At 64.8% G+C, this 23,672-nt stretch carries 19 protein-coding genes and 1 pseudogene; 6 read left to right on the forward strand and 14 right to left on the reverse strand.

Annotated elements, in window-relative coordinates; translation table 11 throughout:
* Positions 1-18: 18 nt before the first annotated feature.
* A complete protein-coding gene (locus LDO15_RS09180) occupies positions 19-771 on the reverse strand; it encodes a cyclase family protein (RefSeq protein ID WP_223986241.1) in 753 nt (250 codons plus the stop codon).
* Positions 768-1,217, reverse strand: coding sequence for a hypothetical protein (locus LDO15_RS09185; RefSeq protein ID WP_223986243.1), 450 nt, complete (start codon positions 1,215-1,217; stop codon positions 768-770). The genes LDO15_RS09180 and LDO15_RS09185 overlap by 4 nt, the downstream gene beginning before the upstream one ends.
* Positions 1,218-1,541: 324 nt before the next feature.
* Between LDO15_RS09185 and mmuM the strand changes: the two genes are divergently transcribed.
* Positions 1,542-2,513: a homocysteine S-methyltransferase gene (mmuM, locus tag LDO15_RS09190; RefSeq protein ID WP_223986245.1), complete on the forward strand. Its 972-nt coding sequence runs from the start codon at positions 1,542-1,544 to the stop codon at positions 2,511-2,513.
* A 272-nt stretch (positions 2,514-2,785) separates the two neighbouring features.
* On the opposite strand, the gene LDO15_RS09195 is transcribed toward mmuM, so the two are convergent.
* On the reverse strand, positions 2,786-3,994 hold the full coding sequence (locus LDO15_RS09195) for an IS110 family transposase (RefSeq protein ID WP_223986247.1): 1,209 nt from the start codon (positions 3,992-3,994) through the stop codon (positions 2,786-2,788).
* Positions 3,995-4,716: 722 nt separating this feature from the next.
* Between LDO15_RS09195 and LDO15_RS09200 the strand changes: the two genes are divergently transcribed.
* Positions 4,717-5,022: a helix-turn-helix domain-containing protein gene (locus LDO15_RS09200; protein WP_223986249.1), complete on the forward strand. Its 306-nt coding sequence runs from the start codon at positions 4,717-4,719 to the stop codon at positions 5,020-5,022.
* A gap of 1,945 nt (positions 5,023-6,967) precedes the next feature.
* Here the strand turns inward: LDO15_RS09200 and LDO15_RS09210 are convergent.
* From LDO15_RS09210 to LDO15_RS09240, 7 genes are all read right to left on the reverse strand, one after another.
* The gene (locus LDO15_RS09210) at positions 6,968-8,266 is read right to left on the reverse strand and encodes a potassium transporter TrkG (protein WP_346655988.1); all 1,299 of its coding nucleotides are present in this window, start codon (positions 8,264-8,266) and stop codon (positions 6,968-6,970) included.
* Positions 8,267-8,400: 134 nt separating this feature from the next.
* Positions 8,401-9,798 carry an amino acid permease gene (locus LDO15_RS09215; RefSeq protein WP_223986251.1) on the reverse strand — a complete coding sequence of 466 codons (1,398 nt, stop codon included), beginning with the start codon at positions 9,796-9,798 and terminating at the stop codon, positions 8,401-8,403.
* A gap of 294 nt (positions 9,799-10,092) precedes the next feature.
* Positions 10,093-11,424, reverse strand: a complete 1,332-nt coding sequence (locus LDO15_RS09220) for a DUF2254 domain-containing protein (protein WP_223986253.1) — start codon at positions 11,422-11,424, stop codon at positions 10,093-10,095.
* A 206-nt stretch (positions 11,425-11,630) separates the two neighbouring features.
* Positions 11,631-12,791, reverse strand: coding sequence for a redoxin domain-containing protein (locus LDO15_RS09225; RefSeq protein ID WP_223986255.1), 1,161 nt, complete (start codon positions 12,789-12,791; stop codon positions 11,631-11,633).
* Between the two features lie 65 nt (positions 12,792-12,856).
* A complete protein-coding gene (locus LDO15_RS09230; protein WP_223986257.1) occupies positions 12,857-13,759 on the reverse strand; it encodes a cytochrome c biogenesis protein CcdA in 903 nt (300 codons plus the stop codon).
* 1 nt (position 13,760) lies between these two features.
* Positions 13,761-14,747, reverse strand: a complete 987-nt coding sequence (locus LDO15_RS09235; protein WP_223986259.1) for a cytochrome c oxidase assembly protein — start codon at positions 14,745-14,747, stop codon at positions 13,761-13,763.
* Positions 14,748-14,800: 53 nt separating this feature from the next.
* On the reverse strand, positions 14,801-15,277 hold the full coding sequence (locus LDO15_RS09240) for a MarR family transcriptional regulator (protein WP_223986262.1): 477 nt from the start codon (positions 15,275-15,277) through the stop codon (positions 14,801-14,803).
* A gap of 181 nt (positions 15,278-15,458) precedes the next feature.
* Between LDO15_RS09240 and LDO15_RS09245 the strand changes: the two genes are divergently transcribed.
* On the forward strand, positions 15,459-17,582 hold the full coding sequence (locus LDO15_RS09245) for a transglycosylase domain-containing protein (protein WP_223986264.1): 2,124 nt from the start codon (positions 15,459-15,461) through the stop codon (positions 17,580-17,582).
* Positions 17,583-17,826: 244 nt separating this feature from the next.
* Positions 17,827-19,014 (forward strand): FAD-dependent monooxygenase, encoded by a 1,188-nt coding sequence (locus tag LDO15_RS09250; protein ID WP_223986266.1) that lies wholly within the window; start codon positions 17,827-17,829, stop codon positions 19,012-19,014.
* Positions 19,015-19,207: 193 nt separating this feature from the next.
* On the opposite strand, the gene LDO15_RS09255 is transcribed toward LDO15_RS09250, so the two are convergent.
* The 4 genes and pseudogenes from LDO15_RS09255 to LDO15_RS09270 form a co-directional block, all read right to left on the reverse strand.
* Complete coding sequence (locus LDO15_RS09255) at positions 19,208-20,389, reverse strand: cation:proton antiporter (protein WP_223986268.1); 1,182 nt, start codon at positions 20,387-20,389, stop codon at positions 19,208-19,210.
* 65 nt (positions 20,390-20,454) lie between these two features.
* The gene (locus tag LDO15_RS09260) at positions 20,455-20,889 is read right to left on the reverse strand and encodes a universal stress protein (RefSeq protein ID WP_223986270.1); all 435 of its coding nucleotides are present in this window, start codon (positions 20,887-20,889) and stop codon (positions 20,455-20,457) included.
* Between the two features lie 124 nt (positions 20,890-21,013).
* A pseudogene (locus LDO15_RS09265) lies at positions 21,014-21,192 on the reverse strand (IS481 family transposase); the annotation flags it as partial.
* A gap of 423 nt (positions 21,193-21,615) precedes the next feature.
* Positions 21,616-22,050, reverse strand: a complete 435-nt coding sequence (locus LDO15_RS09270) for an SRPBCC family protein (RefSeq protein WP_223986272.1) — start codon at positions 22,048-22,050, stop codon at positions 21,616-21,618.
* Positions 22,051-22,153: 103 nt separating this feature from the next.
* On the opposite strand from LDO15_RS09270, the gene LDO15_RS09275 reads away from it, so the two are divergent.
* Entirely contained in the window at positions 22,154-22,669 is a 516-nt protein-coding gene (locus LDO15_RS09275) for a metalloregulator ArsR/SmtB family transcription factor (RefSeq protein WP_223987234.1), read from the forward strand.
* The gene (locus tag LDO15_RS09280; protein ID WP_223986274.1) at positions 22,669-23,646 is read left to right on the forward strand and encodes a TIGR03086 family metal-binding protein; all 978 of its coding nucleotides are present in this window, start codon (positions 22,669-22,671) and stop codon (positions 23,644-23,646) included. Before LDO15_RS09275 ends, LDO15_RS09280 begins: the two co-directional genes overlap by 1 nt.
* Positions 23,647-23,672: the final 26 nt, after the last annotated feature.

A 23,672-nucleotide genomic window follows, 5' to 3' on the forward strand; every position in this document is an offset into this window, starting at 1 on the left:
CACCTGGATCAACGTGTCTTAGTGGATGGCGAAGACCCGGGCTGGAAAACCGCTGCCGTGCAGGGGTTTCGGCCAGCTTGCAATGAGGATCGCGCCGGCTTCTGGAAGTCCGTTCAGGTTCGCCATCAGCTCGATCTGCCACCGGTTGCGCGCCAGAACATAGGTCTCCAAGCTGAAATCCTGGCGGGACGTAGCCAGCCCCGGGTCTGTGTCTGTCTGCTCGTGGCCGACGGCAGTTACCGACCGCTCCTCGATCAGGAAGGAGAGGACTTCCTGCGACCAGCCAGGCGTGTGGCTGACCCCCTTATCGTCCCTGTTCGCCATGGCGTCGGAGTCGGGCCAACGATGGCTCCACCCTGTCCGCAACGCCACAAAGGACCCGGGGGCGATGGGGCCGTTGCGGCGCTCCCATGCCTGGACGTCCTCCATCGTGGGCGTGGCGTCCGTATTTGCGGTGACCCGCGCGGTGATGTCGAGGATGACCAGTGGAAGGACCATATCCTCCACAGGAATCTGGTCCAAGGTCCGTCCACCGCGGATGAAATGCGAGGGAGGGTCAACGTGCGTACCCCATTGGCCGATGATCGAATAGCGGTGAGCGGTGAAACCGTCGCCGTTCTCCAGATCGAACACCGCCTCCCTGATTTCGTCGGGGAATGCCGAGAAATGAGGCTGGCCGGGGTGGAAGGCGTGCGTCAGATCGGTGAACGACCTGCCCGCGAGCAACGCTTGCAGACCGTCCCAAAGTCCGGCAGTGGTGGCTTCAATCATGATGCGGCCTCGCTCTCAAAGACTGCCGGAAGGGTAGCGCTGGAGACGCTGACTGGGCCTGTCAGTTCGATGACCGGTACCTCCCAGGGATGGATATCCACGATGTGCTGCAAGAAGCGTTCCACGGCGGCGTCAGGGAGCGCCGCATCGAAATACGTCGTGAAGACAAAGGTAGGTGAAATTGTCCGCTGCCCCACCTGCCCCAACGTAGGGTTAGCGCCTTCACTGCAGGTGAACCCCTCGAAGCCCAGGCCGGATTCGAATACATGCCTGTAGTTGCCAAAATCCCCTAAGTCGGGGGATTCCGACGAAGCCTGGAGCAGGGCCGCGATGCCGGCCTCATCTTTGAATGCTTCTGCGTCGCCCCTGGCGAGCCGCGAGAAAGTTTCCGAAGCTATGGGCCAATGCACGCGCAGCTTGCGGACTGATTTCATTGCAATTTTCAAGGGAAGCCTCTTCCTGGGCAGTTCTCAAAAGGTGTCTGAATGTCATGGTGGCATAGAGTGATGTTCATTACAAGCATGAATAAATGCGTATTACGCACAATAGTGGAGGAGGGGTTTGTGTTCACTCGGCACATCCGCCAGACTTTCGGCGTGACTGGGCCGCGGAGCACCGGCTGCTGCAAGTGTCTGCTGACCGTCATCTGCAACCCCGGGCTGCACTGCGCTTTTTGGCACTGCACGTTGTGCTACTTTGCATTGCCGGGCCATAAGGGCCGCAACTGCCCGGCAGACAAGAACGAACCGAACCGCTTGGAGCCCTGAACGATGCCCAGTAACACCACGCTTTCCCGCATGCTCGACGCCGGAGCGAACCTGACCGTGGACGGTGCACTCGCCACCGAGCTTGAAGCGCTCGGCTGCGACCTGGAAGACCCTTTGTGGTCGGCTAAAGTCCTTCTGGAACAACCGCAACTGGTCAAGCGCGTACACCACGACTACTTCCGCGCCGGAGCCGCCGTCGCCATTACGGCGAGCTATCAAGCCACACCCCGGGGATTTGCGCGGCGCGGCATCGGCGAGCAAGAGGCCTTGGAGCGGGTGGCATTGAGTGTGCGCCTGGCCGACGAGGCGCGCCGCGAGTACCTGGCGGAAAACCCTGATGCGGGCCCCCTGCTGGTTGCAGGATCGGTCGGGCCCTACGGCGCGTACCTTGCCGATGGATCGGAATACCGGGGCGACTATGTCCTCAGCCGAAACGAGTTTTTGGAGTTCCACCGGCCTCGAATCGCAGCGCTGGTGGAGGCCGGAGCGGACTTTCTTGCCTGTGAGACGCTGCCTTCATTGCCGGAAGCCGAAGCCTTGTTAGCACTCATTAAAGAGTTCGACGTCGAAGCCTGGCTCTCCTTCACGCTACGGGACGGCGGCCACATCAGCGACGGTACGCCGCTGGCTCAGGCGGCAAAGCTTTTTGCGGCGGAGCCGCTCGTGGCGGCGATCGGCGTGAACTGCGTGCCGCTGGAGCTGGTCTCCCCATCGCTGGAAGCCCTGGGCAGAGCCACTGATACGCCCCTGATCGCATATCCGAATTCGGGCGAAAGCTATGACGCAGTCACCAAAACGTGGGGGCCGGCCGCGGCGAGCCCTTCGGGCCCCGATCTCAAACAGCCCGCAAGCCTTGCGGAGGGGACGCCAATCTGGCGTGAACTTGGTGCCCGGCTCGTTGGCGGGTGCTGTCGAACGACCCCCCAGGATATTGCCGCCGTGACGGCGCTGTCAGAAAATCACAAATCTGGATAACGACTGGTTGGTTCTGCTGGTGCAAGGAACTTGTGACGCGTCACGAACCTGGCCCATATGCAGTTAACCCATGTGGCGTTGGCCCCCTATTGAGTAACGATGCAACGGCATCTGTGCAGCAGCACAGATGCTTCTCCACACGGGGCACCGAAACCGCCATCCCAACTGTGTATTAACCCGCCATTCTCAACCCACTGTCTGAGATGGGGCTGATGACTAGAATGCTCTGAAACGGCGAATTTGGGGGGTGTACATTGATGCTCCTATACACGTCAATGTTCTCTGAGCCAGGTTTCGTAGCGCTGGTGGAAGACATCATCCCGGCTGAGTCCGCGTTCCAGGCGGGACAGGGCGGTGGGCCAGACGTGGAGGGCGTCGGCGGCTTGCTGAAGGGTCAGGTGCTTAGCTGTGCGTGTTGTCCGGAGGGTTCCGGCGTCGGGTGCGGGGCGCGGGTGGCGGAGTTGGTCGTAGATTTCCCGGGCGACGTAGCGTTTGAGGCAACGCATGATTTCTTTGGTGCTTTTGCCCTCCTGACGCCGTCTGGCTACGTAGGCCCTGGTTCTGCTGTCGTAGCGCATCCGCACAAGGACCACGTGGTGGATGGCTTTGTTGGCCTGCCGGTCGCCGGCGCGGCTGAGCCGGTGACGGGACGTCTTTCCCGATGATGCGGGGATCGGTGCGACGCCGACCAGGGCGGCGAACTTCGCCTCTGTGGTGATGCGTTCGGGGTTGTCGCCCGCGGTGACCAGCAGCTGACTGGCGACGTCGGTGCCGACGCCCTGAAGGTCGCGCAGCATCGGTGCGTGGAAGGCGAGGATGGCGTCGAGTTCGGCATCGATCTGTGCCAGCTCGTGGTGCAGGTGCCGGTAGCGGACGGCGAGCCGTTTCAGCACGGTCGCGGTGCTGGCCAGCGGCTCGGAGACCGGTCCGGCGGGCCGTGTCCTCTCCAGCGCGGCCATCAGGGCCGGGCTCGTCATGGCCCGGTATTTGGCGCGGATGCTCTCCGGCGCGGTCACCAGGATCGCCCTGACCTGGGCCATCACGGCGACCCGGGCGCGCATGGCGGTGGCACGTTCCGCGCGCAGCACCCGCAACGATTCCACCGCTCCGTCGCGGGATTTCGGGGTGGTGGCGGCGCGGCCGGCGAGCACCGATTCGGCGGCCTGGTAGGCATCGAGCGGGTCGGATTTTCCCTGCAGCCGGCGCGCCTGCCGGTTCGGGCGCATCACCTCCACGACGTGAATGCCCTCGCGCACGAGCACGCGTGAGAGTTCGGCACCGTAGCTGCCGGTCCCTTCCACGCCCACGGCGAGGACGGGACCGAATCCGGTGATGAAGTCGATGATCCCCTGGTAGCCGGCACCCGCGGCCGGGAATTCCCTGTCGGCCATGTGCCGGCCGGTATCGGTGATGACGGCGACATGGTGGGTATCGGCGTGGGTGTCGATCCCGGCGATGACTTTCGTTTGTTCGTTTGCCATGATGAAACTGCCCTGACCTTCCGTTGCGTGCGGTGGAACACGAAGGGCACGCCGGCCGGGTGGGCAGACAAGACAGTAATGGGACTCTTCGAACAGGCTCCTATGAGGTCATGTCCACCTGGCCGCCGCGTCAACTGCAGGCTGTGGTGCGGCGGACAGATCAATGTCAAGACAAACCCTCACACGGGCGTCAGTCACACTTCGAGCCACGCCGCAACACAGGCCAATTCCATCATTACTGTTCACACTTTCAACTTCGGACTAGGTCGTACGGGGGCGGATCGGGCCGAATTCCGCATGTTTATGCGCTTTCCCAGTGTTTGCAGGGCTGGAATGCAGTTCGAGTCCCACCTCGGGCACGTGTTTTCCCTCGTCAGAGGGGTTGTTGCTTTAACGTGTGTATATTGACGCTGCTTGGGTCCCTCTGACTTCGGTCCGTGGCTGGTGCCAGGCCGCTGTGGTGGCCTCTTCGGTTGTGTGGGTGGCGGGATCAGGATCAGGGCTAGTGGGCCCTCCGCCTGCTGAGATGTGGGACCATTTACTTCTCCTTTCTGGCTTGTTCTGGTGGCGGTGGCTGGTCCTTTACTCATTCATGCCGCGCAGTCCCATCCTGCTTGTCGCTGGGGATAAGGCGGGCAACTGGACCAAGTGGTACAAGACGAACATTCCGGTTGCCGATGACCTGTTGACGATCATCTGAGGATTCTGAAAGGAGATGTGTAATGGCGAAGTCCATTGAGGAACTGCTGGCACAGCGTCCGGTTGACCGGATTGCTGTGGACGCCAACAAGAAGCGCATGCTCGATGAGGTCCGGGCCTACCGTCTTCGGGAGCTCCGCGAGGCTTCGGAGCTGACGCAGGTTGAGCTGGCCGGTCGTTTGCACGTCAGTCAGAACAGAGTGTCCCGCATCGAACACGGTGACATTGACCGTGCCCAGATCGACACCTTGCGAAAATACGTAGAGGCGCTCGGCGGGCGGCTTCGCGTCGAGGTCGAACTCGGCGACGAACGAATCCAGATCGCCTGACGAAGCGGCTCGGAGCGATCCGCTAGGGCAGCCGTCTGCCCGGACAGCGGGGTCCAAAAGGTGGGAAAAAGGGGTGTGTACATTGTGCACTTAACGTGTGTACATTGACCCTGCTCGGGTCCCTCTGACGCTTGTCGCGGCTGGTGCCTGGCTGCCGCGTGGCCTATTCGGTTGTGTGGGTGGCGGGTTCAGAGCCCTGGCTGGTTGGTCCTCCGCCTGCTGGGATGTGAGGTTATTCGGGTCTCCTTTGTTTGTTGTTCTGGTGGGCGTGGTTGGCCTCCTACCTATTGATGTCCTGAGGTTGTGGTGACGACATGACCTGAACGAAATTCTTTCCAGATTCTTGGCCCCGATTCGCTGCTTCCTGATGGCTTGGGGAGAGGCTGGTGGCCGTTTGTCCGGCCACGGGCGTGTACAGCGGCCGCACCCGTGTCAGCGTGATGCCGAGGCTCATCGGTACCCATTTTTCTTGCCTATCCGAATACTCTGACACTACCCGCCATGGATTGCGTCGACAGTGCTGGAACCGTCCACGGCAGCATGGTGCGGGACCGACGCCTTCTTCCGCCGCCGGTCTTACTGTGGTTTATCAGTCATACCTGTTCATACCCGCGTGGGCGGTTTTTGACATGACTGCCAGAGCGTGCTCTCTTATCTTGGTCGTCCTCGATTCTTCTGGCGCGTCATCAGGCAGCGACCTCAACGGCGACAGCCGGCGGGCGTGGCTGGCCGGAAGCGAAGGCGCCGGTCGCCGTCGCTGGGGATTCCCGGCGTCGGACGTGGTCGGTGATTGTCCACGGGGCTGGGTGGGGACAGCGACGGTAAATCTGTCCTCTACCTGGCTCGAACGAAAGACAATTTCGGCGTTGATGCAGCTCGACTGGACAGCCTCGAGGGGGACTTCCGGGCCGTAGGACGCTGTGTGTGGCTGGTACTCGGCGAATGAGGAAGGCCGTACGGTACAGCCTGCCCGGATTGGCATTCCGGACTGTGCCAGCTGGTGTGCGACTTCGTGGATGATTCGACGGAGGAATTCCCGTCGTTGCGCTGTCCACGGTGCGTCCGTGACGATGGCGAATACTGTTGCTGTCGCATCTTCGTCGCTTCCGAGGTGGCCGGCGACGCACTTAGCGTAGGCCCTGGCATGTTCCGGGCTGGACGGAAGGTTCAGCCGCAGTGTGGCACCCATGCGGTTGCTTTGCAGCGAGATGCAGACCAAGCCTTCGTGTGGCCAATAGCCCAGGCTGTGCCCGATCAAGCTGATCAAGTCAGCCGCGGTGGTGATGTGAAGCGTTTCCATGGTGATCTTCTCCTGTTTTGCGTTGCCGGCGTGTTTGGCCGTCTGCTCTTGTGGAGCCTTCTGGTAGAGGAGATCACCGCTGGGTATGAGGGACCGGAGGGCAATCCGGGGGACCGGCGGCAGGAGGAGAGAATTCTTGCGAGGAAATATGCGACGAATTAGGAGCGCCGAGGAAAAATTCTTAGAGGAATGCCCGGCGCGGAGCGCCCGGGTTGCGAGCAGTGACCGCCCAGCGATGATTGGGTACCAGAAGGCGTCGCCGCTGGGTGGGGTGACTCCGATAGGTTGGTCATTTCTGAATCTCAGACAAGCGCCCGGCCGGGTCCTCGCGTAGCCGGTGCCCGTCTGGGTCATGCCTGTTCAGGGGCGCTTTGTAGTCAGCGGCCCTGTACGCGCGAGATGTCCGGCTCAGTACCTCATTCCTCTCTACCCAGACAACAAAGTCCGCGAGAGACATGAAGCTGTGGTAGTAGCAGTACCGAAATTGTTGATTCACATTCGGGTGGATACCAGTCTGCATCAGCTTCGTTCTATCGCTGCCGTTGTGCCTGGAGGCTCCCGATGCACGGTGCTGCTATCGGTAACGGCCTGGGCTCGGGTGCGTGAGCCGAGGGTGTTGGTTTAGACAGTCCTGCGGGCGCGGGGCTAGCCGATGATGGGTCGTTCTTCCGGGAGTTGGTAGAGGCGTGGGCGGGAGGACAGGGCGAGGGCGGAGGCGACAGTGATAGTGCCTATGCGGCCGGTGAACATGAGGGCCATGAGTACCCATTGGGCGTTGGCGGGAAGGTCATAGGTGATTCCGGTGCTTACGCCCACGGTGGCGAACGCGGAAATTGATTCGAAGAGGACTTTCTCGAGGCTGTAGTCGGTGAACATCAGGAGCAGCAGCGTGCCGCTGACCACGGCGGCGACGCCAAGGAGTGCGACAGAGAGGGCCTGGCGTTGGGCGGGGGAGCTGATGGAGCGGTGGGCAATGGTGACGTGGTCGCGGCCCCGGATCTCGTTCCAGATCGCAAACCCAAGGACCAGGAACGTGGTGATCTTGATGCCGCCGGCGGTGCCTGCGCTGCCACCGCCGATAAACATCAGGATATTGGTGATCATGAGGGTCTCGGGCGAAGCGGAGGCGTAATCGATGCTGTTGAACCCTGCCGTGCGAGGGAAGACACTTCCGGCCAGGGTCGCCAGGAGTTTCCCGCCCACGGACATGGGACCAAGGGTCTCGTCCCGGTTCCATTCAAAGGCGCCGAAGAGAGCGAACCCGGCGGCGAGGAGGACCAGGGTGCCGAAGACGGTCAGGCGAAGGTGGACGGTCCAGTCTTTCATCCTGACACCGCCCTTGAGCAGGGCGATGAGCACAGGGAAGCCGAGGCCGCCGGCGATCACTGCCAGGCAGACCGGGATGATGATCCATGGGTCATCGGCAAAGCTGATCAGGTTGTCGCTGTAGAGAGCGAAGCCGGCATTGTTGAACGCTGAAACAGCGTGGAACGTCCCGTGCCAGAGTGCTGTGCCCGGATTATCGTCGTAGGCGAACCAGAAGCGGATGGTGAGGGCGGCGGCCGTGACGGCTTCGAAGGCAATCATGATCCGGGCGACCCGGAAAAGGACGGAGCGGACGTCGCCGAAGTTCAGGGTTTGGGTTTCGGATTGCGCGACCAGTTGGCCTCGGAGTCCGATGCTTTTGCGCACGAGCAGCGCCAGCAAGGTCGCCAGCGTCATGATGCCGAATCCTCCGACTTGAATCAGCCCGAGGATCACAACCTGTCCAAAAGGAGTCCAGAACGTGGGGGTGTCGACCGTGATCAGGCCTGTGACGCAGACGGCCGAGACGGCTGTGAACAGTGCCGGGAGCACGGGGTCTGCCTCCGCGGCCATCCGCGCGGCTGGCAGCATCAGGAGCCCGGAGCCCAGGAGGATCACGGCGAGGAAAGCCAGAGGCACCGACCGGACAGGATGCAGCAGCGCTCGTCCGATCCCGTCGCCGTGGGCTCTGATCCGGGGCTGCCGCCGGCGGCCGCCATTCCGGGAAGCTGGATGAAGAATTTTCAGGTCCTTTTGCCTGCCGGCGCCGGTCCTCACTGGGCCATCTCCTCGGCTTCTGCCTCGACGTTGCGGATGCCGCGCGGCCGCCCGGCGCCGACCCATGCCACGTACAGGATGGCAGCAATGCCCAGGGCCGCGGCCAGACTGATAATCGGCAGGCCCCGGGAGAGATTGGCGATCAGGGTGAATGCCACCACCGCAGCGCCCGCGAGATTCATGATGAGATAGCCGCGCCGGCCGTCGCGGTGGGAGAAAAGGGCCATGGAAAGCAGACCGGCCAAGAAGCTCAGGAAGACGGACACAGCGTAGAAGAGCACAAGTTCCTGATCATTGCCGCCGGCTGCGGCGGTGACTGCGCAGGCCAGAGCAATGAACAGCGCCACCCCCCAGTACGGCGTGTGGTGGGTGTTCGTATGTCCCAGGGAAGGAGGGAGGATGCCGACCGTAGCGCCTTGCCTGTTTGTGTGCCGGGCGAGGGCCTTGAGCAGCCCGGGTCCTGCCTGGAACGAGGAGCTGGCGGCCGAGAGCAATAGTAGGGCGGTAACGAGCTGGAAGGCGGCGAACACCGGACCGGGAGCTGCCAGCCGGGCCAGCTCGGCGATCTGTGTGCTGTCCTCGGGCGGGATGCCGACCTGCAGGTGCGCGGCTTCCAGCGTCAGGCCCAGGGTGATCGACCCGACAATGCCAAGGGTCAGCCACAGCGTGACCCTCCCGAAGCGGCTCCGGCCGGCATCATCGAGCTGGCCCAGCTGGGCGATCGCCGAAGACGGCGCTTCCACGCCCGTAGCGAGGGCCATGGCCACGGGGAAGGCCAGCACCACGGCCAGGACCGGGGTGTGCCCCGGTGTGTCCGTGATCGTTCCTACCGGCTGCGGGGTGGCGCCCAGTCCGTAGAACAAGACGAGGGCGGAGACGATGATGAATCCCGCAGTCATGACGGCGAAGACCAGCCGGCCCAGATGCCCGAACCACGTCGCGGCGCCGACGAGGATGACCAGTGCCAGAGCGAGCAGCAGCCGCCAGGGCGCCAGGGAGGGAAAGTAGGCGATTGCCGCGGACGCGCCGGCAGAGACGCTGATGGCGATCGTGAGGACGAAATCGACGACCAGCGCGCCGATCGGTACGAACGACCAGCGGTCACCGAAAGCCTCCCCGACTGCTGCCGACGCTCCGCCGCCCTGGGGGTAGCGGATGACCAGTTGCCGGTAATTGACGATCACCAGCGCGATGATCGCCACGACGAGGACCATCGTGGGCACAAGCAAGGCCAGATCGCCGTTCAAAGCCCGGAGCGCTGCCTCAATCGCGTAGGCGACCGACGACACGGGGTCTGCCATCACGGCAAACGAGAATGCGAGCAGTAAGGCTGTCCGGGAACGGAGTGGTCCTGCGAGTCCGTGCCCGGGGGATACGTTCTCACGTGCAGGCATCGGATGATCCTTCCCCTCGTCGGCCCGCCCTGCTGATCCGGTCCGGGACCCGGCAATACTGTCGGCAACATCAGGGAGCCTATCACTGGAAATCCGGCGAACTACCGGCCCCCGCGGCAGCCTTTGCGAATCCTTAACGCCAGATGCGTGTCCCGTCCCTCGTGGATTACTGGGCCTCGCCGCCGGGCTGAGGACGTCGTGAAGGTTAGGAGCGAGGGGTGATAGGGGGCGTATCTCCTGACGGGCCACGCGCAGCGTGGATCCGGGCAGGAACCGACGGGGCCGGGCATGCTCTCAAGCTGCGCCGGATCCCACGGCGTCAGCCAGGGCCAGGAGGTGTCGGCGTTCGACGCTGGTGTAGGCGTTTGCCGCGATTGTCTCCCGCGTCTGGTCCACTTGAGCCAGGATCCGACTTCGGTTCTGGGCGTGTTCGTCCCGCGAGGAGAGCTCCCTGAGTAGGACAAGAAGCCTTTCGGCGACAGCCGGGTCACCGGCCCCGTACTGCCGCGACTGCGCCAGCGCCAGGTCTAGGAGGTCCTCGAACCGGGGCTGGGCAAGAATGACTCTGACCTCACCGCTATCGTCCGTGATCACCTCCGGTCCGGTGGTCCTGTTGGCAAGCCGGCACAACAGGTCCGAGAGGTGGCCGATCACGTGCACCGCTGTGGTCGGATCGTTGATGCCCGGGGAGAGGGCGCGTGCGGCGACATCGGAAAGTTGGCGGAAGCCAAAGCCGACGTCCTGGACGTTGGTGCGTTCAAAGCCGGTGTCGACGGCGGCGTTGATCTGTTCTGTCAACTGCTCCGCGGTTTCGGGGCTGAGGGCGGTCGCGGGAGGCAGGGGCCACGCGGTGGCGAAAGGAACTCCTTCCACCAGGGAACTGCCGGGCTCGCGATCGATCCGGATTACGGCACCTGCCTCCCGGGCGGCCCGCAGGAGGGCGTTCTTGTTCCATCCGGTGAGGAATCCGGAGCGCGAGCGACGGATGTTCATACTGCCGGCGCCGGTGGCTGGTACGGGCTGCCGGGAGGGCCGGTGGGCCGGGAATACGCGGTCCATTGTGGCCCGGGTCTCGGCGTTGACCTTGCGCATCATGGTTTCAACGCGGATCTCACGGGTCAGATGGGCGAGGAAGAGGACGAGTCCCATGATGCTGGCGATCGTCAGGGCGTAGGCCACGGTGACGGAGATTTCAGGGACGAAGGCGGGGCTCTGGCTGGTTTCTGTCCGGACGCTGCGCAGGACGGTCAACGCGAAGGCGAAGGTGGCCAGGAACAACGCAAGGGTCGCGTGCACGAATCTGTCGCTGGAGAAGGTGCGCAGCAACCGGGGCGAAAACTGGCTGCTGGCGAGCTGGAGGGTCACCACGGTGAGGGAAAAGGTCAGCGAGGTGACTGTTATCAGGGATCCCGCGATGGCCTGCAGCACGGCCCGGGCAGCTTCGGGACCGCCGCCAAAGAGCAGGGCGGCAACGCCCTGCGGCAGCCGGTCATCTACCGCGGCGTCGAGGGTCGGCAGGGCGATACCGAGGACAACGGCGACAACCACGGCCACAGCCGGCAATGGCCACAGCTGTGTCCGCACTGCGTCCGTGACCTGCGCTGCCCGGCGATCGATCATGATCATCCCCGTTCGTTACCGTGTGGTTCCAGCATTGCCGTCCTCCTGCCCCGTTCCCGCAGGTTGCGCGGTTCGGGGCCTCCTTTCTAACACAGGCCGGGCGATGGCGAGTGGCAGGATCCCCGGGAATGCCGCTGGGCAGCTGCTAGGGACTTTCTTCGTCCCGCTGTGTCGCTGCCATTCCGAAGCCCGTGGTGCACTCGCTATTCGGATCAGGAGGGGGCATTTTCGAGGGTGTGGAGGACGTACTCGAGTTGTTCCGCGCTGAAGGTTCCCGGGTGTCGGACTGCCAGGGTGCCGTCGGGAGCGATGATGGCGGTGAAGGGCAGCCCGGGGATCTGGTATGCCCCCGCCGTGGTGCCGTTGGCATCGGCCAGCAGCGGGTAGCTGGTGCCGTTCTTTGCGGCCAGGGCCGCCGCCGGTGCGGCGGGGTCGGCGACGTCGATTCCCAGGAATGCCACGGTGGAGCCGAGGTCGGTGTGGGCTTTCTGGAGTTCGGGCATTTCGCCGGCGCAGGCGGTGCAGGTGCTGGCCCAGAAGTTCACGACTGTGTACTTGCCCTTGGCCTCGGCGAGAGAGTGCGGGGTTCCGGGGTCGGCGAGTCCGGGCAGTGTGAAGGCCGGCGCCGGCTGGCCGAGTGCCGCGGGTCCGGCGGGGGCGTTGCCGGAGGGAGCCGGGCCGCCGACCGGACAGCCGGCGCGGCCGGGCAGTTGGTCCGCTGCTGTTTGCGCCATGGCCTGGGAGAACAGGGCCGTGTTTGCAGAGCCGGTGCCGAACTGCCCGATGGCCGCTTCCTTGCCGGCAGGGTCGATGAAGAATAGCTCGGACCCATGGAGCACTTCGCCGGTTTTCGGGTTGACGCTGACAGGAACGTGATAGCTGGCCGCGACGGTGGACAGCTGTGCGGGGGTTCCCGTGCCGAAGACCCAGTTGGGGGCTGATGCGAGGCCGTGGCCGTCGGTCCAGGCTTTGACGTCTTTGACGGCGGTATGTAGGGGGTTGGCGTTCACGGAGAGGAAGACGACGTCGGCGGCGGCCGCGCCCAGATCGGTGTTGGCGGCTGCGACGTCCTGGGCCAGGAGCGTGCACAGGTCCTCGCATTCGTCGTCGTTGAAGGACAGCACCACGGACTTCCCCCGGTACTGGGACAGGCTGACGTTTTTTCCGTTCTGGTCCGTGAGGGAGAAATCCGGGGCCTTATCCAGAGGGGCGGACAGGACGTCAAGCTGCAGCAGCTCGGCCGCAGCGGAACCCAGGGGCGGCTGTGCGGCGCCGGGGTCTGCGGGCCCGGTTGCCGATTCCGGCCGGAGGGCCGCAAGGAAAATTCCGGCGAGGGCTACGGCGATAGCCAGCCCGGCAGCGGCCCAGGCCACGGCAATGGCCCTCCGGTGTCTCCGGTGTCCCTGGTGGGTGGGCTCAGAGCTTGGCGGGCTGGTGCTCATAGGGTGGGGCTGCCTTTCGAGGGCTCGGGTCCGGTCGCGGGGGCCGGCGTTTCGGTGAGGGTCCGGTGGATGACGACGGCGATCGCGGTCAGCACGACAGTGGCGAGCAGTGTTGCCGAGAGGAGCGGTTGTGCTGCGATGCCGGCGGCGAGGGCGGCCTGAGCTCCGGTTACCGTCGATGTCAGGGGCGATGCCCCTGCCGGGTCCAGCAGGTCCCGCACCCAGTAGTAGGCCAGATAAGCGCCGGACGCGGCCAGGGTGATACCCGAGAGGGCCGGCAGCCATCTTCCCGCGGTTCGGATGTTGCGCACGGCGGCCGCACCAAGGGTGGTGGTGATCAGGGCGGCGGTCGTCACGAACAGGGCCATTCCCAGGGCGTAGGCAAGGTAGGTGGCCAGTGCGGTCGGGAGGCTCTGGCCGGTGAAGGACCCGGCCACGGCGGCTAGGAAGAGCGGGAGGGAGCAGCTTAGTGACCCCACCGCGTAGGCTGCACCGTAGCCGGCCATGGCGAGTACGGACCGTCGCGCGCGGAACCGGGGAGCGGACAGGTTCAGCGCGGGGGCCCGGCCGAGGAGCGTGGAGATTCCGGCGCCGGCCATCATCACCCCGATGGCAGCCATGACCCAGGGCAGCCAATCGGTCGCGAGCCGGGCACCGCCTTCGAGAAGGAGACCGAGGACGCCGAAAACGGCTATGAATCCTGCACTGACGCAGGCGCCGGCCAACAGCCCCCGGGTGATGCGCACCGCCTGTGAGTCCGCGCCGGTTCTGCCGGCGGTGGTGTCGGTGAAGATGGCCAGGTAGGCGGGGAGCATGGGGAAGCCGCAGGGGTTCAGGGCCGCGACGAGCCCGAGTGTGAAGGCATAGAGGACTGGTCCGGCGGAGATGGCGGGAGCCATGTCAGTGCCTGGATCCGGGCTGGCGGTGAAGCGATTGCAGGTAGGCGTTGTAGTCCGACAGGTTCGTGTCGCCGCCGTCCCGGGCCGTGCGCCGCTCGGCGGCGCGGGTTGCGCGCTGGTCCGATTTCTGCCATTTCACCACGAGCGCGCCGAGGACGAGCAGGGTTGGAAGCTCGGTGAATCCCCAGGCGATTCCGCCGCCGGCGGCCTGATCGGCCAGCGGGGAGATGTGCCAGCCGGGCACGGGCCGGGAGTAGAACTTGACCATCAGCGCGGTGGACATCATGACGACGACGCCGAAAAAGGCGTGGAACGGCGCGGTGGCGGCCAGTTCGAGCACGGGCAGGACGGGGCCCGCGAGGCGCCGGAGTCCCCGGGCGGGGGTCCTGGGGGAGGGGTCGACGCCGAGGATTCCCCAGAAGTAGAGGAACCCGATGGCCAGGAAGTGCACGAGCATCAGGTTGTGCCCCCACCAGGTGCCCATGAGGTCGTCAAAGGCCGGGGTGAAATACAGGCCATACAGGCTCATGATGAACAGGCCAAAGGCCACCGCCGGATGCGCCAGGAATGCGGCCGGGTGCGACTGGATGACCCGCAGCACTGCTCGCCGCAGGCGGCCGCGGCGGCCGGTGCCGCTCGGCAGTGCGCGCAGCAGCAGTGTTATCGGCGCCCCGAGGACCAGGAATACCGGGGCGAGCATGTTCAGGACCATGTGCTGGATCATGTGGATGCTGAAGAGTTCCATGCCGTAGCCCTCGATCCCGGTCGCGGTGACGGCCAGGATGATGCCCAGGCCCAGAAGCCACCAGATGCTCCGGGATACGGGCCACCTGATGCCGCGGCGGTGGAGAACAACGACGCCGCAGCCGTACAACCCGAGCAGGACGAGGACAAGCACAGGCAGGAGCGGAACGGGCTGGGGGTGCCAGGCCAGGACACGCGCCAGGGTCGGCGGCTGGACCGGCATCCACATCGGCCCGCTCATCATCACGCCAGGATCTCCGGCACCCGGGACCGGCAGGCTGGTGCCCGGCGCCACCCCTAGATCCCCAGGATGAGGGTCTCGTCCGCGGACGGTTCGCCCGCGGCCCTGGCAAAAACTTCAAAACCGGTCCGGACCGCGTCAAGATCCGGTCCCGACAACGTCTCCAGTACCCGGGAAATCTCGCGCCTGCGCGCGTCCGTGACCTCGGTGTAGACCCGGGAGCCCTCCTCGGTCAGTGAGACGATGACTTCTCGCCGGCTGCCGGGACTGGCCGAGCGCGCGATCAGGCCGCCGGCGACCATCCTGTCCGCGAAGCGGCTGAAACTGGACTGGTTCGCTCCCAGGCGTTGGGCCACTTCACCCATGCGCAGCGGCCCGAAATTGGAGAGCACCACGAGGACCCGGAACTGGGGCAGCGTGACGGTGTCCATCACCGGAGCCAGCGACCTGGCTATTACGCCCAGAAGGGCGCGCGAGGCGGTGAGGGTGCCCTCGATGGCAGCGTCGCGGCGGTGGACGGTTCTAGCGTCCACGCCGCGACCGCCCGGGAATGAAGGAACTTACAGAATTCATACTTGCTATAATACATATATTGCGTGAGGGCATACATCGCGGGTCTCCTGCGCTGACGCTCTAAATTACTGTTCCCGCCGGCGCACCGGCGGGCGCCGACAGCACTCAAGATAATGTCCCCGACAGTGAAGGATCATCTCAATGGCTCATCCCGGGACTGCCGTGGGACGGTTGCTCCTCCTTCTCTTCGTCGGGGCGGTGTGCGGGGTCATGGTGGCGGGGCTGATGATTCCCGCCGCCGCGGTGGCCGGTTCGGCGGCAGGGTTCTCAGCCGGATTTATCAGAAAACTCCCCGACGAGCTGAAAATCGACACTCCCGCCCAGGCCACCACGGTCCTGGCCAGCGACGGATCCGTCATCGCCACCTTCTTCAGCCAGAACCGGGACAGCGTGGCACTGGATCAGATGTCGCCGTCCATCCGGAATGGCATCGTCGCGATCGAGGACGCCCGGTTCTACGAGCACGGCGGCATCGACCCGACCGGAATCCTCAGGGCGCTGGCGGCCACCGCGGGCGGCGGACGCCAGGGCGCCTCGACGATCACCCAGCAGTACGTGAACAACGTCATCATCCAGTCCCACATCGCCGCCGGGCACCCGGACCAGGTCAAACTCGGAGCCGCCAAAACGGTCGGGGACAAAATCAGGGAGATGAAACTCGCCATCGCCCTGGAAAAGACGTATTCCAAAGACCAGATCCTCCAGGGCTACCTGAACATCATCTACTTCAACCACAACGTCTACGGGATCGAGGCGGCCGCGGAGTATTACTTTGGCGTCCATGCCAAGGACCTGAGCCTGCCCCAGGCCGCCACCCTCGCCGGCGTCATCAACAACCCGGCCTACTTCGACCCCGTGACCGAGCCCGCGCATGCCATCGGGCGGCGCAATATCGTGCTGCACAAAATGCTCGAGCAGGGAAAAATCACGGCCGCAGCGCATGACAGCGCGATCAAGAGCCCGATCGGGCTAAACGTTCATCCGGCCCGGCAAGGCTGCATGGCCGCCGTCACGGCCCCGTACTTCTGCGACTATGTCCAACGGCTGATCCTCAACGATCCGGCCTACGGCGCCGATGAGGATGCGCGGCGCAACGTCCTCTACCGCGGCGGCCTGACCATCAGGACCACCCTGGACCCAGGGCTGCAGCGGGTCGCCCAGGATCAGGTCAACGCCACCATCGCGGGTACCGACCCGCTGCAGCGCGGGGCGGCACTGGTCAGCATCGAACCCGGCACCGGCAAAATCCTGACCATAGCGCAGAACACTGCCTACAACCCGGCGCCCGCGCCGGGGAACTACATGGGCAACTTCGCGCTCCCCGCCACCGACGCCAACGGCCATCCGCTGGACGGAGCCGGCGGGTTCCAGATCGGGTCCACCATCAAACCGTTCATTTTCGCCCAATGGCTCAACGCCGGAAAATCCATGAACACCGTCCTGAACGGGGCCGTCCGGGACTACCCGCCGGGTTTCCCCTGGACGAACTCCTGCGGCACCACCACGGGCGCCTATGACCCGGCGACCGGAACTCACCTACTGCCCAACGACGACCCCAACCACTACTACCCGATGAGCGTCCTGCAGGGGCTGTACCAGTCCATCAACACCATTACGTTCCAGTCCGCCAGCCTCCTGGACCTCTGCGATGTCCAGAAAATGACGACGGCGGCCGGCATTACGGATGGACACACGAACAAGCCCTACGACTTCTCCAACATCTCCAACCTCATCGGCTCCGTCGATGTCGCCCCGGTGACCATGGCCAACGCCTTCGCGACCTTTGCCAGCGGAGGAACCTACTGCGCACCCAGGGCGCTCGTTTCCATCACCGACAGCCACGGAAGCGCGCTCCCGGTCCCCGGGCCGGACTGCCACCAAAGCATTGACCCCGGCGTCGCCGCAGGGGTGACCTACGCGCTCAAAAACGTCCTGACACGTGGATCCGGCTACAACATCCCGGTCAACAAAACCGGCTACGACATCTTCGCCAAAACCGGTACCACCGACGGAAACACCATGACCTGGACCGTGGGCGCCACCGCCGGGATCGCCACCGCATCCTGGTTCGGCAGCTACAAAGGCACCGGCCCGCAATGGGTCAACCAAAACATCACCATCAACGGGCGTTACTACGCCGGCGTCGACGGCGCCGACCTCGCCGGCGGCCAATGGGGACGTTTCATGGACGCAGCCGCACCCCGATTCAAAACAAGCGCCTTCGGCCGTCCGCCGGCACCGACGCTCGAAACGCCAGCCCGATGACAAATGGCCGAGTAGACATAAAACGTCAGGATTGTGCTGCTATCCCTGCCACCAAACACATGGCCTTGGCCCAGCGTTATCGGGTGTTCTCCAGGAAACAGAATTCCAGGCGTCCGACGGGGAGTGGTGAGCGCTGGACAGCCAGCGAGGAATGCGCCGGGAATGAGCCGGCGGGTGCCGCCAGGACTCCTGCACTCCCGGCAGGGTTCCGGCGGCCCGCCGATCTGATCGGTGGAGGCAGGACATGAAGGCAGTGGTTGTCGGGGCAGGCATCGCGGGCCTTGTCGCGGCCCGCCAGCTGGGCTTGGCCGGCTGGGACGTTGAACTCCTGGAGAAATCTCCTGCTCCGCGCCCCGAGGGTTACATGATGGACTTCTTTGGTCCCGGAGTGGAGGCCGCGGAGCGGATCGGCCTCTACCCGCGGCTCGCAGCAGTGGCGTACCACGTCGAGGCAGCCGAGTACGTCGATGCAACAGGACACCCCACCTCCAGCCTCGACTACGACCGGTTCGCCAGGCTTGCCGGCGGGAAGGTCCTGAGTCTGCTGCGCCCGGACATGGAGCGCGCCGCCCTCGCTGCGCTCGACGACGTGCCCCCCGGCCGGGTGCAAGTCAGCTACGGGGCGTCGGTGTCCCGGGTATGGAGTGATGAGGACGGCGTGCGGGTCACCGTCGGCGGCCCACCGGACATGACGGTCGCCGCGGATGTACTGGTTGGCGCTGATGGCATCCATTCCGGGGTGCGAGCCCAGGTGTTCGGCCCCGAGGAGGAGTACCTGCGCCCTTTGGGCATGCGTGCCGCCGCCTTCATCGTGACCGAACCGCTCCTGAATGCCCGCTTCCGGAACCGGTTCGTCCTCACCGACAGCATCAACCGGATGGCCGGGCTCTACAGCCTCCGTTCGGACGAGGTCGCGACGTTCATGGTCTACCGGGATTCCACCGGCTCCCCAGGACACCAGCGTTCCGGGAGCCCGCGGGAACGGCTGCGCCGCGAGTTCGCCGGGCTCGGCCACGCGATCGACCGGCTGCTGGAACTGTGCCCCGAGCATCCGTACGACGATGTCGTCGCACAAATCGTCATGCCCGGCTGGCAGCGGGGGCGCACCGTCCTCGTGGGGGACGCCTGCGGCGCCGTGTCGCTCCTCGCCGGCCAAGGCGGCTCGCTCGCCATCGCCGGCGCCGCTCTGCTCGGGGACTTCCTGGGACCCGTGGCCTCACCTGGGGGAATCAGTCCTGCCCTCGCCGAATATGAGCGCCGCTGGAGACCCCTCGTCGAGGAGGCCCAGGCAGCCGGGAGGCGCACCGCATCTTCCTTCCTCCCCGCCAACCGGGCCCAGCGCCTCCTGCGCCGGTGGATCATCCGGGCCACCCACCTGCCGGGAATCGACCGGCTCGTGGCCCGCCAGATCCTGGGCAGAATCGCAAAGTAAACCCGACTGTCAAGTAGCGGTGGAGGACCGCCGGCAAACGAACGGCTCAACATCCGCCGGGAGCTTGCCGCTCAGAAGGTCGCGAAATGCTGCGTCGGCGCCGGCGCCGGGCCGCCGGGCGAAACTGCGGGCAAGCCTGCGCGGCCTGGCCGTCCAGACCCGCCCGCCCCCGGATCTCGTGAACCATGGCAGGCTACTGCGGCGTACGGGGTCCCGGATTCTCGAACTGCCGGGCGACGAGGACGTCGGTCGAGGAATGGGCCAGGATGGAGAGCACAATGACCAGGGCCACGAGATGAAAAAGCTCATCGGAGCGCTCCACGCCTGATTCGAGGACGAGAAGCCCATAAACCACGGACGCGAACCCTTTGGGACCGAACCACATGGCCGCGAGCTGTTCCTTGACGGGCAGCCGCGTGCCGAGGAATGACACCAGCAGGGCCAGCGGCCGGGCGATGACGATGGCCAGTACTGCGAAGACCCACCCCGACCAGGCGATTTCACCGAACAGGAAGGTGGGCGTGATCAAAGCACCAAAGACCAGGATGGCGGCGAGCTTGAGCAGTTCGGAGACCAGTTCCCCGAACTGCTCGAATTCGTCCCGAAAGCCCGGTCCTGCGGTAGCGACCGTGATGCCTGCCGCGAACGCTGCGAGGAAGAGGTTGGCCCCGGTCACCAGGCAGATGGCAAGGACGAGCAGGCCGATGGAGACAGCCACCAGCGGTTGCAGCCCTTTCGTTGCCATCAAAAAGGGAAGCCGCTCCAGCCAGATGACAATCAGCGGGACCAGGACACCGATCAGCAGGCCAAGGAAGATTTCTCCGGCCAGAACCCCAAGGCCGACGTCCGTTCCACCCCCAACGGCCAGTAGCACGAGAACTACAGGCAGGGCCAGCCCGTCGTTGAGTCCAGACTCCACGTTCAGGAGGTGGCGCAACCGGCCCGGGACTTCCTTACGCCCCACAATGGCGGCCGCGAACACGGGATCGGTCGGGGCCAGCACGGCACCGATCAGGAAGCACTGAAGCCAGGGAAGCCCCACCACGTAATGGGCCAGCAGCGCGGTGACCAGCAGTGTCAGGGGCAGGCCGAGCAGCAGCGCCCGGCCGGGCAAACGCCACGCCTTCCTAAGGTCGGACAGCCCCACTTTCATGCCGTCCGTATACAGGACCGAGAACAGTGCCAGCTGGGCCAGAACCCCGACGACCGGATCGCCGGGCGCTATGGGGACAACCCCAAGGACGCCCTGGCCCAGGACGAAGCCGCCGAGAAGAAACAACACTGCGGTGGAAAGTACCGTCCGGCTGGCGCGTTCGGAGATGAGGACGCCCAGCAGAAGCAGTACCGCAAAGGCGAGCGTGAGCATCGGAATCATCCGCGTTCCCCCGGAGGGTTGCATGCGTCAGAATTCGGGATCGGAACGGGGGGCGGCGTCAGGACTCAGGTACCGTTCCTGGGACGGACAACCAGAACGGGACAGGGGGCGTGGTGCACGACCTGGCTCGAGACTGATCCGAGTCGCAGCCCGGCGAACCCTCCGTGGCCCCGGGATCCGACGACAAGGAGGTCCGCATCTTTGGCTGCATCCAGCAAAGCGGTGGCGGCGGTATCCCTAACGAGCGTTCCCTCGATGTCCACGCCCTCAGCAGCGACGGCCGTCAGCGCGTCGGCCTGGACACGTTCAGCGGCGTGAAAGGAGTCGTTGCTGCCGCTGTCCTCCAGCGTTGACGGCACAGGAGGGTAGTGCCAGGCAGTGACGGCCCGCACATTGCCGTGCCGAAGACGCGCCTCATCCACAGCCCAGCGAAGAGCCGCCAGGGAGTGTTCGGAACCGTCCACACCGGCGACGATCAAGAACCTGCTGGTTGCGTTCATGTCTTCCGTCCTTTCACGTGCGGCCTCGGCCCACCGCCCCGGGCAGTGTCAGTCTGTGCCGTCAGCCGGAAGCGGTCAAGGCCCTCATCAAGCAGCCCGGAGAGGTGATGTACGTGACGAATTAACCTTGATGGCACCGCCGTGAAGGGATCACCACGGCCCCGTTGTCGGTGAGCAGTTTTTGCGGCACCCCGTGCGCGGTGGTGATGCCCTGCGTTACCACCGGGAGTGGTGATCGATGAGCTGGAAGATCACGCATTTACGGCCACCGGTGAGGACGTACTCGGTGGCGTCCAGCTGCCACAAATGCCTCAACGGTTGATGATTGCGAATGCCTCATCCAGCAGGGCCTGGACCGGAGTGGAACCATCCCGTCGCATACATTCAGCCAGAGCGACATCCGGTCAGGAGAGGGCGGAATGAATCAGTGTCCGTGCGCGGAACTGCCGGGTGTCCTCGGGGCCGCCTGACTTTCGGATTGTTTTTTGGGCTTCTGCAACTTCCCCATCTACCGAGTCAAATGCATACGCGCCGCCGGAGGACATCGCCCCGAACGGAACAAACCAGCCAAAATTGCCTGCATTCGAACGGCCGGTTAGTGACGCTGCTGGCCGGTGTCTGCAGGAGAAAACGCGGCCAGCCGCTTCCGCTGACGAACCGGCACGGTCGCATCAGCCCGGGGTCCACGGTCCCTGCGAGGACGACGGCGAGCAGTGGTTGCTTAGGCTATGCGGCTTCGAGAATGCTCTTGAGGTTGGTCAGTTGCGCGACCTCGGTCTGCATCGCGCGGGCGATCATCGGCCCTGCGATCTTCATGAGTCCTTTGGGTTGCAGGTCCAGGGTGAACCGGACCTTCGTTCCACCGGGCGCCGCGCTGAGGTGGTACTCGCCGGACGGCCTGGCCGGCCCCGCTACCACCTGGAAGCTTAGGCGTTGTCCCGGGTTCGCGGTGGTGATTTCGTAGTCACCGGCGATGGGCCGGCCGCCGGGGCCGGCGAGGGTCTGGCTGTAGACGGCCCCCAATGCCCCGGGTGTTCCGCTCTTCAGGGCGATGTCCTGAATCCCTGAACGCCATTTGGGGTTATTCAGTCCGTCCGCGAGGAACGCGTAGACGTCCTCCGGTGAACGGCTGATGGTCGTCTCGTTCTCGGCGTGGGCCATGGCTTACCCTTCAATGGTTCCCTGTGCCCGCCGATTTCGGCGGTTGATGATGTCCACACAGTACGTCGGGCCGGAGCTTGTGCCCACCACCCCGACCCGTCCGATGCGGAGCAGGTTAGGGCCGCCCCGCTGCAGTGGGTTTCGGGGCCTCCACCAGCGGGCCTCAAGCACCCTTCAAAGCCGTGCCGCCAAGACCATCGAGGTTGGCCCCTGCGGCGTCGGCGTTCACGCGCCTGTTACCGAGAGCGCCCGGGAAGACCGCTTGCATAATACGTTAGTGCCGACTAACGTATTAGTTGTGCCTGATCTTCTGGAAGTTGCCGCGGAACCAAACAGGCGGGCACTGCTTCGGCTCCTGGCTGAGGGAGAGAGGACCGTGACGGAGCTGTCCGGGCATTTCGCGGTCAGCCGGTCGGCAATTTCCCAGCATCTGCTGCTGCTGTCCGAAGTGGGGCTGGTGTCGGCCCGGAAGGACGGCAGGAACAGGTACTACAGCCTGGACGCGGCAGGAATGGTCCGGCTGCGTGAAGAATTTGACTCCTTCTGGACCAACGAACTGGATCTGCTGGTGGCTGACGCCGGCCGGCTCCACCCACCCACATCGCAAGGGAAAATCTGATGTCATTCAACAAAACTGTCTTCCTCCCGGTCGATCCGGACGCGGCCTTCGCGCTCATCACCGAGCCCGAGAGGCTCCGCCGCTGGAAAACCGTGGCGGCCAGGGTGGACCTGCGCGTCGGCGGTGACTACCGCTGGACCATCACCCCCGGGCATGCGGCGAGGGGGACTTTCACGGAAATCGAGCCCGGAAAGCGAGTCGTCTACACCTGGGGCTGGGAAGGTGACGCCCAGTTACCGCCCGGTGCCTCCACCGTGACCGTGAACCTGGAAGCTGTCGACGGCGGAACGACCGTCCAGCTGATCCACGAAGGGCTGACAACGGAGCAGGAAGTCGGCCACGCCGAGGGCTGGAACCACTTCCTGGAGCGCCTCGTGCTGCTGGCCACGACCGGCGATGCCGGCCCCGACGAATGGTCGGCAGCACCGGACCCCATCGACGAACTCGCCAGCGCCGAAGCCTCCCTCGCCGTGGCCCAACGCGTCCTGCAAGGACTCAAGGACTCGGACATGGACGCCCGCACGCCCTGCGAGGACTTCACCGTTGACGGTCTGCTGGACCATCTCTTCGGATCGATTGCATCGATCGGCACGGCGCTTGGCGTTACCGTTCCGGACAGGCCGACGGCGTCGCCGGAAGTCCGGATCGCCGTGGCCTCGCAGATCACCCTGGAGGCCTTCCGTGCCCGCGGCCTCGAAGGAAGCCTGGACATGGGCTTCGCGGAGCTCCCCGCGACGCTGGTCGCAAACATCCTGAACCTGGAACTGCTGGTGCACGCCTGGGACTTTGCCGCGGCCACCGGGCAGGAACTCGCGGTCTCGCCGGTACTCTCGGACTACGTGCTGGGCCTCGCCCGGAACACCATCAGTCCCCGGATGCGCGGGGCCACCTTCGCGGAGGAGGCGCTGGTCGATGAGTCGGCGGCGAGCATGGAGCGTCTCATCGCGTTCACCGGCCGCGAAGTCGCCGGGATCTGATGCTTCGCCTTCCCCGGCAGAAGGAG

It is taken from the genome of Arthrobacter sp. NicSoilB8, from assembly GCF_019977355.1.
Classification (GTDB): domain Bacteria; phylum Actinomycetota; class Actinomycetes; order Actinomycetales; family Micrococcaceae; genus Arthrobacter.